This is a genomic window from Streptomyces sp. SID3343 (assembly GCF_009865215.1).
Lineage (GTDB): Bacteria > Actinomycetota > Actinomycetes > Streptomycetales > Streptomycetaceae > Embleya.
This window is the reverse complement of record NZ_WWJX01000228.1, coordinates 1-9,716: the sequence shown is the minus strand read 5'-3', so window position 1 is coordinate 9,716 and position 9,716 is coordinate 1. Positions and strand designations below refer to the sequence as shown.

At 71.6% G+C, this 9,716-nt stretch carries 10 protein-coding genes and 1 pseudogene; 5 read left to right on the top strand and 6 right to left on the bottom strand.

Going from position 1 to position 9,716, the window contains the following annotated elements:
• Positions 1 to 187 precede the first annotated feature (187 nt).
• On the bottom strand, positions 188 to 673 hold the full coding sequence (locus GT354_RS08365) for a hypothetical protein (protein WP_161355624.1): 486 nt from the start codon (positions 671 to 673) through the stop codon (positions 188 to 190).
• Positions 674 to 745: 72 nt separating this feature from the next.
• Positions 746 to 1,111 carry a nucleotide pyrophosphohydrolase gene (locus GT354_RS08360; protein ID WP_161355623.1) on the bottom strand — a complete coding sequence of 122 codons (366 nt, stop codon included), beginning with the start codon at positions 1,109 to 1,111 and terminating at the stop codon, positions 746 to 748.
• Between the two features lie 103 nt (positions 1,112 to 1,214).
• Between GT354_RS08360 and GT354_RS08355 the strand changes: the two genes are divergently transcribed.
• Positions 1,215 to 2,006 (top strand): exodeoxyribonuclease III, encoded by a 792-nt coding sequence (locus GT354_RS08355; RefSeq protein ID WP_161355622.1) that lies wholly within the window; start codon positions 1,215 to 1,217, stop codon positions 2,004 to 2,006.
• 118 nt (positions 2,007 to 2,124) lie between these two features.
• Here GT354_RS08355 and GT354_RS08350 read toward each other — a convergent pair whose 3' ends face one another.
• The 3 genes from GT354_RS08350 to GT354_RS08340 all read right to left on the bottom strand — a co-directional run bounded on the left by GT354_RS08350 (position 2,125) and on the right by GT354_RS08340 (position 4,817).
• Positions 2,125 to 3,282: a DUF5925 domain-containing protein gene (locus tag GT354_RS08350; protein WP_237534507.1), complete on the bottom strand. Its 1,158-nt coding sequence runs from the start codon at positions 3,280 to 3,282 to the stop codon at positions 2,125 to 2,127.
• A 163-nt stretch (positions 3,283 to 3,445) separates the two neighbouring features.
• The gene (locus GT354_RS08345) at positions 3,446 to 3,826 is read right to left on the bottom strand and encodes a GntR family transcriptional regulator (RefSeq protein WP_161355621.1); all 381 of its coding nucleotides are present in this window, start codon (positions 3,824 to 3,826) and stop codon (positions 3,446 to 3,448) included.
• Between the two features lie 91 nt (positions 3,827 to 3,917).
• On the bottom strand, positions 3,918 to 4,817 hold the full coding sequence (locus tag GT354_RS08340) for an SGNH/GDSL hydrolase family protein (RefSeq protein WP_161355620.1): 900 nt from the start codon (positions 4,815 to 4,817) through the stop codon (positions 3,918 to 3,920).
• A gap of 348 nt (positions 4,818 to 5,165) precedes the next feature.
• Here GT354_RS08340 and GT354_RS08335 point away from each other — a divergent pair, with 348 nt between their 5' ends.
• Together GT354_RS08335 and GT354_RS08330 are read left to right on the top strand one after the other, a co-directional pair.
• Positions 5,166 to 7,205 carry a hypothetical protein gene (locus tag GT354_RS08335; protein ID WP_161355619.1) on the top strand — a complete coding sequence of 680 codons (2,040 nt, stop codon included), beginning with the start codon at positions 5,166 to 5,168 and terminating at the stop codon, positions 7,203 to 7,205.
• Complete coding sequence (locus GT354_RS08330; RefSeq protein ID WP_161355618.1) at positions 7,195 to 8,073, top strand: hypothetical protein; 879 nt, start codon at positions 7,195 to 7,197, stop codon at positions 8,071 to 8,073. The genes GT354_RS08335 and GT354_RS08330 overlap by 11 nt, the downstream gene beginning before the upstream one ends.
• Positions 8,074 to 8,202: 129 nt before the next feature.
• Here the strand turns inward: GT354_RS08330 and rpmG are convergent, their stop codons facing one another.
• Complete coding sequence (rpmG, locus tag GT354_RS08325) at positions 8,203 to 8,367, bottom strand: 50S ribosomal protein L33 (RefSeq protein WP_161355617.1); 165 nt, start codon at positions 8,365 to 8,367, stop codon at positions 8,203 to 8,205.
• A gap of 237 nt (positions 8,368 to 8,604) precedes the next feature.
• Here rpmG and GT354_RS08320 point away from each other — a divergent pair, with 237 nt between their 5' ends.
• Together GT354_RS08320 and GT354_RS08315 are read left to right on the top strand one after the other, a co-directional pair.
• The gene (locus GT354_RS08320; protein ID WP_161355616.1) at positions 8,605 to 9,342 is read left to right on the top strand and encodes a Mut7-C RNAse domain-containing protein; all 738 of its coding nucleotides are present in this window, start codon (positions 8,605 to 8,607) and stop codon (positions 9,340 to 9,342) included.
• A gap of 70 nt (positions 9,343 to 9,412) precedes the next feature.
• Positions 9,413 to 9,716, top strand: a pseudogene (locus tag GT354_RS08315) (hypothetical protein); the annotation flags it as partial.

Here is a 9,716-nt window from a genome sequence, read left to right as displayed (position 1 = left end):
GACCGCCCGGCGCGCGATCACCGCCCGGATCGCGGCCGCGGGCGCCGAGCCGGTGTGGCCGTTGGGCCTGGCGGCCGGTCTGTTCCTCGTGGCCGGTGGCGCGCTCGTGCTCGGTGCGCGGCGTTTGCGACCGCGCTGACCGATCGGGCGAAACGCCCCGAGGGGCGAGTCGTCGGGACGCAGGTGGTCAGGAGCCGAATCCCGCGATCCCGTAGCCGTCCTGGGCGACCGCGGCGCGGAGCCAGGAGACCACCTGCTCGATCGCCTCGCCGGCCTCGGGCTCCAGCCCCGCACGCTGCTCGGCCGTACTCGCGTCCCACCGGGCGAGCGCGTCGCGGCACGGGGTCGCGGACCACTCGTCGTAGCCGGGCAGGTCCTCGGGGGGCGGCAGCGGCGCAGGCGGGGACCCGTACACGAAGTCGGCGACGGACCCCGCCTTGCTGCCGAGAGCGACCAGGCCCTCGTCCACGACCTGGAGCCAACTGCCCAGGAACGGCGAGAAGTTGCTGTTGTCGAGCGGCTTGCCGTGGAACCGGCAGATCATCTTGAAGGCATAGCCGTACCCGAATCCGTGCTCGGCGTCGAACGGCCCACCGTCGATCACCGCACGCAGCGCGTCGTAGCGGGTCGCCGCGCCGCCGGCGATGCGCGCCCGACCCGGAAACGGCGTCAAGGCCCCTCGCGGTCCCGTCCCGGTTCCGCCCCGGTCCCGCAGCCCGTGACCGGCCCCGCCTCGCCTGCCGGTTCAGAGTCCGGGAGCACCCGGTGGGTACTTGACCGCGTTCTTGACCATTTTGTCGCGCAGTGCCTGGGCCGGGTCGATGCCCAGTTGGTCGGCGAAACCCAGCAGATACGCGAGAACGTCCGCGACCTCTTCGCGCACGTGTTCGCCGCGAGCCGGATCCGACATGACGTCGGCGGCCTGCTCGGGCGTCAGCCACTGGAAGATCTCGACGAGTTCGGCGGCCTCGACGCTCAGCGCCATCACGAGGTTTTTCGGTGTGTGGAACGGCTGCCAGTGCCGTTCGGCGGCGAACGCCTTCAGTGCGGCGGTCAGTTCCACCAGTTCGGAGCCGTCGGGGCCGTCGGCGGTGGCGGAGGAGTTGTTCATGCCCCATGCCTACCGCATGCGACGCGCCGCGGGCTTTCCGGTGGTGTCACCCCGGCGAGGGACAATGGAGCCTGATCGCCGTCGTCCGCTCTGGAAGGTTCGCATGAGGGTCGCCACCTGGAACATCAACTCGATCGGGGCTCGGCTGCCCAGGCTCCTCGCGTGGCTGGACAGCGCCGCTCCCGACGTGGTGTGCCTTCAGGAGCTCAAGTCCACCCCCGAGGCATATCCGGTCAAGGAGCTTCAGGAGGCCGGCTACGAGTCGGCCGTCAACGCGGGCGGGCGCTGGAACGGCGTCGCCATCCTGTCGAAGGTCGGCGTACAGGACGTCGTCCTCGGCTTGGAGGCGGGCCCGGGCTTCCCCGAGGTCGACGACCCGCACGAGGCCCGCGCGATCTCCGCGACCTGCGGCGGGGTCCGGCTCTGGTCGATCTACGTACCCAACGGGCGCGAGGTCGACAACCCGCATTACGCATACAAGCTGGAGTGGTACAAGGCACTGCGTGCCGCCGTCGCGGCCGATGCGGGGGCCGAGCGTCCGTTCGCGGTCCTGGGCGACTACAACGTCGCGCCGACCGACCGTGACGTCTGGGACATCTCGCGCTTCGACGCGAACTCCACCCACGTCACCCAGGCCGAACGCGACGCGGTCACCGCGCTCGAAACCGTGGGCCTGAGCGAGGTCATGCCGCGCGCGCTCAAGTACGACGTCCCGTTCACCTTCTGGGACTACCGCGACCTGGGTTTCCCGAAGAACAAGGGCATGCGCATCGACCTCGTCTACGGCAACGCCCCGTTCGTCGCCGCGGTCACCGACTCCTACGTCGACCGTGAGGCCCGCAAGGGCAAGGGCACGAGCGACCACGCCCCCGTCGTGGTCGACCTGAGCCTCTAGGAACCTCTAGGACCCCGCCGGCGGAACCGATCTCGGGAGTCGTGGGCGCGGAGCACGGTGATCGCCCCGCGCGGTGTCGCCGCCGCGCCCTCGACCCGGAGAAGGCTTCGGTGTGCGGTTACAGATACAGGCCCTCGCCCCCGTGGTGGCGGCGTTCGATCTCCACCGGGGCCGCGCCGTTGCGCAGGGCGTACAGCTCGGCCAGGGTGGCGTGGGTGCCGATGCCGTCGGCCGAGCCCAGCCACTCGCGGGCCTCACCGAACTCCAGCGGACCGACCTCGATCTGGGCCAGGCACCGGCCCGGTCGAACCACCGCCGGGTGCAGATGGCCGAGGTTTTCGTTGGTGGTGATCGCGACCATGACGTTGCGGCCCTGGCCGAGCAGACCGTCGGTGAGGTTGAGCAGGCGCGACAGGGCCTGACCGGCCGAGCGCTTGGCCTCGCCGCGGATCAGCTCGTCGCAGTCCTCCAGGACCAACAGCCGCCACTTGTGCTGCTTGGCCTTGTCGGGCGACTCCTCGTCCTCGTCGCCGCGGCCGATCGCAACGTCCATGAGGTAGCCCGTGTCGCCGAACAGCGCCTCGGGGTCGAGCACGCAGTCCATCCGGCACCAGTCCTGCCACGACCGCGCGAGCGCGCGCAGGGCAGTGGTCTTGCCCGTGCCGGGCGGGCCGTGCAGCAGGATCAACCGGCCCGACACGTCGTCGGGGGTCAGCTTCATCAACCGGTCGAACGCGCCGGCGGTCGGCCCGGTGTAGTTGCGGCGGATGTCCTCCCACGGCGCGGCGGTGATCGCGCGCGTCGTGCGGTACGGGCCGCGGCGCGCGGAGAAGTACCAAAAGCCCATCGCCACGGCCTCGTCCCTGGGCGGCGGGTCGGCCGCCGCGCCCTTGACGGCCTTCTTGAGCACGGCGCGGCCGAGTTTCTCGTCGACCGCGGTCACCGTCACCTCGCCGCCGCCGCTGCGCCAGCGGACCGAGCGCAGGGTCCAGCCGTCACCGACGGCGAGTTGGGACGAGCGGTCGTCCTCCTCCACGGCGCGCACCACGCGTGCCCCGCGCGGGACGAGTCTGGCGCCGGGCTTGACCCGGTCCAGTCGGGTGGTGCGGGCCCACGGCTGGGCGCCGGTCAGGAAGGCCGCGAGGGCCAGGCCGTCCACGGCGTCGTACGGGGTGTCCGCATCGTCGAGTCCGAACACGAAGGGCAGCAGCGTTGACGGGTCGTCACCGGCTGAACTCGGCGCCCCATCCGGTGGGCGGGGCGTCTGGCGAGGCATCGACATGAATTCGATGATCCGGTGCGCCGGGCCGTCCGTACAGTGCTTTTCGGGATCGGAACCCGGAACGAAACCCGAAACGGGAGCGAACGAAACCCGAAACGGGAGCCGAGCGGAACCCGGAACGGAAGCGGCAGCGAAACCCGGGGCGTCACCGGCCTCGCTACGCCGACCCCTGGCGGCCGAACACCGCTTCGAGCGCCGACAGCGCCGTCGTGATCGCCTCGTCACGGGTCAGGCCCAAGCGCTGTGCGCGGCGGGCGTAGTCGAGCGCGGCCTCGCTCGCGGCCCGGTGCGCTACGTCGCCGACGGCCGCGACGTAGCTGCCGGAACGCCCGCGCGTCTCGATCACGCCGTCCGTCTCCAATTCGCGGTAGGCCCGCGCGACGGTGTTGGGCGCGAGGCCGAGTTCGCCGGCCAGACCGCGGACGGTGGGCAGCCGAGTGCCGGCGGGCAGCGCACCCGAGCGGGCTTGGTCGGACACCTGGACGCGGATCTGCTCGAACGGCGCGACGGGGGAGCCAGGGTCGACGGTGATCACCATGGCGGCGAGCCTAGCGCCGGGTGACCGAGGGGTCACCGCCATGGCGGGACGTACCGTCCGACGCGGGGGAGGGGTCGTGCGGGTGCGCCGCTCAGGAGGCGCGGATCGCCCTGGCCACGTCGGCCGCCGTGTCGGCCATGCCGTTCGCGTTCGGGTGCAGCGGGAAGGCGGCATTGCCGGGGAGTACCGGCTCGACCCAGCGGACGGTCGCCGGTTTGCACGCGTCGTGCCCCACGCCCGAGGTGTACGTGTCCACGAACGTCGCCTCGTTCGCCCGTGCCGCGTCGGCGAGTTCACCGTCGAGTTGGCGCAGCCGCGCGGTGAGGTAGACGACGTCGCCCTCGGTCAGCGAAAGCGGTTCCCGGCACGACGCGTCGGCGGGCGAGGGAAGCACGGCGGGATAGCCGACGACGAACACCCGGGCGCCGGGCGCCCGCTCGTGGATGCCCCGCAGTACTTCGGCGACCTTGGGCCCCACCGCGTCGATGCGCGCGGCGAGTCGATCCCGACCGTCCACCTGCTGGGCGTCCGCGCACGGTGCCTCGTCGGGGCCGGGCGAGTCGACGGCGCCGTTGGCGATGCAGGCGGACACGGTGTCGATCAGGTCGGCGTCGTTGCCGCCGATGCCGAGGGTCACCACCCGAACGTCCTTGTTCAGCCGGTCGAACTGCGGCTGATTGGTGCCGAACAGGACCGGCTTTTGAGCATGCGTCATGTGCTCTGTTGTCGCACCGCTACAGCTCGCGTCGGTGAACGACGTCGAGCCGAGCTCGCGCGCGACCAGGCTCGGGTAGTTGCCGGTCGAGCGCCCACACGTGATCGGATCGCCGGTGAGGTCGGGGATGAAAGGGCCTGCGGTGTACGAATCGCCCAGCGCCACATAGGGACCGTTCGCGGGGTCGGCCGCCGCGTGCGTCGTGGCGAGTGCGGACAGGGCGAGGGCGCCGGAGGCGATACCGACGACCAGGATGCGAACACGCGTACCGCGCATGAGAAGCCTCTCGGGAAGGGAACACGAGGCCGAGCCCGGAACAACGACGAAGCACGTCCACGAGCAGGGCTTCGCCACGCTATGTCACCGAACGGGCGCCATGGGTCATTTGCCGGCGCTCCTACTCCGAACGGACGCGGCCTCGTCGACTGGGCCGTCGACCCCGTCGGGCCCCTCCGGACTCCGCCGTGGGAAGGCCGGTCGAGCGATCCGCTCGGCCGCGGCATCGGCGCCCCGCGCGCCGCCGGCGGCATCGAGCGGTGCCCGTGCTCCAAAGGCCGCGAACGGGGGGCCGTTCGGCCCGCCGTCCGCCAAGGTGGGACGGGGACCGACGGACGGGGACGAGGCATGATCGTGGCTGACTACGGCGAGCGTTCGCTCGCGGGCGGCAGCGCGGGCGAAGACCCGCGGGACGCGGGCGGCTGGGAGCCCGACGACTCGACCGCGCCGTGGGCCGACGTCGGGCCGGTGGTCTTCGATCCCGCCGCCGGTACCCACGTCGGCGGCTCGCGCGGGTCGAGCGACCCGGATCGGACCGCCGGCGGGCCCGACCGGGAACGGCCGCGGCAGGCGCGGGAAGGACCGATCTGGCGCGAGGAGAGCGAGTTGGTCGCGCGCACGTTCGTGCAGCCCATGGGCTACCTGCGGGCTCGCGGGATGATGGCCCGTCACCTCCTGCTGCTCACCGGCGAACCCGGCTCCGGCAAACGCACGTTGGCGCTGCACCTGATGCAGGACCAGCACGTCGAGAACGTGATCGCGGTGGACGGCGTGGACAACCTGATGCGGCTGAGCATTCGCCGGCACACCGGCTATGTGATCGACGGGGCCGCCTCGGACGGACTCGCCGGCTACCCGCCGCACGAACTCGAACTTCTACGACAACGCCTGACCGAACGCGACAGTGTCCTGCTCGTCACGTGCGCGGTCTCCGCCCGGACACCGGCGACCTGGGCGCCGTGGCGGGTGCACTGTCAACGCCCCGATCCCGTACAGGTGTTGCGCAGCCACCTTGCCCATCACCTCGACCGGGACTGGGAGCGCAGACATCTGGATCTCGTCGACGAGGACATCGTCGAACTCGTGCGCACCGACGGACGACCCGATCACGCGGCGTCGGTCGCGTGCGACCTCGCCGAGGTGGCTCGTGGTCGGTTCACCCGCAACGACGTTCTGAGCGCGCTGCGCGATCGTGACCACACCGCGGTGGAGGACTGGCTGCGCGAGCACCCGTCCTACGCCGACTGGTCGTTCATGATCGCCGCGGCCGTCTTCGAGGGGCACGACTACGGCGTGGTGACCGAGCGGGCGACCGCGCTGCGCGGACTCTTGACCCGGCGGTTGCCGCGTTCGGACGACGACGCGCAGGACACCTGGCCCCCGCAGCCGCGTGCCGCGCGGCTGCGGTCGATCCACGCCGTGCTCGACGAGGACGACGTCATCCGCGGGCGGGTCCGCTACCGCCTCGACCGGGTGCGGTTCGACCGCCCGCACTGGGGCGCGGCGGTGCGCCGGCACGTGTGGTCCGGGTATCCGGACCTGTGCGACGTCCTGGTGGACTGGCTCGCGCAAACCCCGCGGCGCCCGGCCGAGGTGCATCGGGACGCGGCACGCGCGGTCGGCGGGTTCATCGCGGCCGGGCGTGGCCACCAGCCGTTGGCACCGGTCGGCCGCTGGGCCCGCGAGGGCGGCGCGAAACGACCGCTGGCCGTGCTCGCGCTGCGGGCGGCGGCCCAGGACCCGGTCGTGGCCACCCAGGTACGGCACCTGCTCGAACTGTGGAGCCGTGAGCGCACCCGCTCGGACCTGCGCCTGACGGCCGCGCTCGCGTACCCGGGCCTGGCGTCGGTGTACCCGGGCCGAACCCTGTCCGACCTGCTCAAGCTGGCCAGGACCGGCGAGCAGACGGTCGCCTTCGCGGCCCGCGACAGCGTCGTGGAACTGTGCCGGGACGGGATGCCCGCCCAAGCGATCCTGGAACTCCTGGAATCGTGGGAACAAGCGGGCGCCGCAGCCGAGTTGACGGCCCGTCTGGTGTGGGACGACCCGTCGGAGCGGATTCTCACGAGCGAGGTGTTCGAGGCCGTCGTCCGCCGCGTGATCGACGACTCGGCCGGATACGCCGTCGTGCTCCGGCTGTTCACGGCCCTGCTGGCCACGACGGAGACCGACCCGGAGCTCGCCACGTGCTTGCGAAGCCTGTTCACGGCACTGTTTCGCCCCGGTCGCGGCCACGGCCTGGAGCGGCTCGCCTTCGACCTCACCAGGCTCGCCCACGAGGGTCTGCCCAGCGGCGCCGTGATCGACATCGCCGTGCTCGAACCCGCGATCGACGCGTTCGAGGAGCCGCCCGCCCAACCGATCGGGGAGCATGCACATGGAACCTGACGTCGTGACCGTGGTGGAGTCCGTAACCGGTTCCCGCGGCCTGGCCTGGTGCCGCCACCGATTCGGTCGGGGCACGGACCGCGTGCTGGTGGCCGAAGGGAGCGCCTACCCGTCGCCCACCCTCGCGGAGGTACGCAGGGCAGGCCGGCTGTGGTGGGTTGCCGCCCGCGAGCACGCCCAAGTGCTCCCGGTCGTGCTGTGCTCGCCGGTCGAGGGCTCGGCGCATCGCGTCGAGGTGCAACTGCACTGGTGGGTGCACGATCCGAGGACGATCGCGAACCGCCGCCCGGTGAACGCGTTCTCCTTCGTCCGACGCGACGTCGAGAGCCGCCTGCGCAAGGCCGCGGCAGGGGTGCGTGGCGCCGACGAGGGACGGCTTCAGGACGAGTTGGACGCCGCTTTGGCGCACCCCGCGACACTGCCGGAATACGGACTGAGCTATCGGTCGGCGGGGCTGATCCTCCAATCGGAGGAAATACCCGGCGACGTGCAGGCGACGGTGGCCAAGGCGCGTTGGGCGGTGCCGCTCGAAATAGAGGAACAACGGCTCATGCGGGCGCGGTTGGACTTCCACCGCGAGCTGATCCGCGAGGGTCCCGAGGCGCTGATCGCCTATTGGTTGACCCAATTCCCGGAACAGATCAGGGCGGTACTCGACTATCTGGACGCCCATCGCCCGACGGAAAGCCCGGATCGCACGTTGAGCACCGAGATCCTGGCCCTGCTCGCCGACGCCGACGACTTCGAGCGCAACCAGCTGCGCAAGTCGATCGTGGCCGGGCTGGCGGGCTCGGGGCCGCGTGGCCTGCGGGTCATCGAGGAGTTGGGCCTGCTGGAGCGGCCGGAGGACGACGAGGATCGACGGTGACGCGGCCTCGGCGCTGACGCGGTGCGGGCGCGGTACGAAAACCCGATGGGATGCGGTACGAAACGCAATGGGGCGCGGATCGAAAAGGAAGGGGCCGCCGGGTGGTGTTCACCGGCGGCCCCCGTGTGGTCAGCGCTCTTCGCGGAAAAGCACGTGCTTTCCGGCGGACGGGTCGTACTTGCGCAAGACCATGCGGTCCGGATCGTTTCGACGGTTCTTGCGGGTCACGTACGTGAAACCGGTTCCGGCGGTGGACCGAAGCTTCACGATCGGACGAAGCTCGTTGCGAGCCATATGCGCCTCCCTGGGGGTTTCGACAGCAGCCCCGACGGATGGGTAAAGGCGGACGTGCGTTCGGATATTCCATCGGTTCGGGTTCTCGCCACCCGGCGGCCCCGAGTAGGTGCCGTGGTCGGGCCGGAGGCCGAGCGGTCCGCGCGGGTGGCGGTCTCCGGGGGAGCCGCCCGGGCGGGTTCGCGTGGCCTCGGTATTTGTCGGCGGGTCACAGGCGTCCGATGGGATGCTGACCCGGTGAATCGACCGGATGTGCTCCTTCAGATCCCCACCGAGTTGCAACCATTCCTGTCGCCGCGTCAGCGCGGGCTGCCGGTGAACGTCCCCGCCGACGGGGATTCGACCCTCGGGCACATCGTGGAGTCCGCCGGGCCGCCACTGCCCGAGGTCGGCCGGCTGCTCGTGGACGGCCGCGAGGTGCAGCCGGGCTACCGGCCCGTCGGCGGCGAGGTCGTCGACGTATTCCCGATCGCTCGCCCGCAGGCCGTCCCGGAGTTCGAGACCCGCACCCCGCGGTTCCTCCTGGACGTCCACCTCGGCGCCCTCGCCCGACGGATGCGCCTGGTGGGCATCGACACCGCCTACCACAACGACTGCGACGACCCGACGCTCGTCGTGCAGGCCAACGCGGAGCGTCGGGTGCTGCTGACCCAGGACCGCGGCCTGCTGCGCCGCAAGAACCTGTGGTTCGGGGCGTACGTGTACGGGATCCGCGCCGACGTCCAGCTCGACGACCTGCTCCGCCGGTTCGCGCTCACGCTCGCGCCGTGGACGCGCTGTACCGCGTGCAACGGCGAGCTGCGCGCGGCCACCCGCGAGGAGGTCGAGCCCGAGGTCAAACCCGGCACGCTCGACGCGGTCGAGTCGTTCGCCCGTTGCCGGGAGTGCGCTCGGGTGTACTGGCACGGCGCGCACGGCGGGCATCTCGACGAGATCGTGGAGGCCGCGCAGCGCGTCGTCGCGAGCGTTCGCTGACCGAGGCGCGGCGCGGGCGCGGGCGGCGGTGCGCGGGGGTGTCGCGCGGGTGAGCGGTTACGGTGCGGGGATGGATGCTCGCACCGGTAAGCGCTGTCACGACGTACTCAATCCGCTGCATTCCCTCGTCTACTTCGCCCCCGAAGCCGAGGCCGAGTTGGTCGCGGCCGGGCTCGCGGAGGGTCGCATGGGCTACTTCGCGTCCCGGTCCGCCCCCATGGGAGCGGTCGGCGCGGCCACCGTGCGGGCGACGTTCTACAACTTCGCTCCCGCGCTGATCGGGCGACACATCCCGGCCGCGTGGGACCTCGCCACGCCCGCGACGGTGACCGCCGCGCGTCTGCGCGGGGTCGACCGGGCGCTGCGCCGCGCCC

Coding starts and splice junctions, on each gene's coding strand:
- GT354_RS08360 (WP_161355623.1), bottom strand. CDS start 1,111: ATGAACAACTCCTCCGCCACCGCCGACGGCCCCGACGGCTCCGAACTG.
- GT354_RS08355 (WP_161355622.1), top strand. CDS start 1,215: ATGAGGGTCGCCACCTGGAACATCAACTCGATCGGGGCTCGGCTGCCC.
- GT354_RS08350 (WP_237534507.1), bottom strand. CDS start 3,282: ATGCCTCGCCAGACGCCCCGCCCACCGGATGGGGCGCCGAGTTCAGCC.
- GT354_RS08345 (WP_161355621.1), bottom strand. CDS start 3,826: ATGGTGATCACCGTCGACCCTGGCTCCCCCGTCGCGCCGTTCGAGCAG.
- GT354_RS08340 (WP_161355620.1), bottom strand. CDS start 4,817: ATGCGCGGTACGCGTGTTCGCATCCTGGTCGTCGGTATCGCCTCCGGC.
- GT354_RS08335 (WP_161355619.1), top strand. CDS start 5,166: ATGATCGTGGCTGACTACGGCGAGCGTTCGCTCGCGGGCGGCAGCGCG.
- GT354_RS08330 (WP_161355618.1), top strand. CDS start 7,195: ATGGAACCTGACGTCGTGACCGTGGTGGAGTCCGTAACCGGTTCCCGC.
- rpmG (WP_161355617.1), bottom strand. CDS start 8,367: ATGGCTCGCAACGAGCTTCGTCCGATCGTGAAGCTTCGGTCCACCGCC.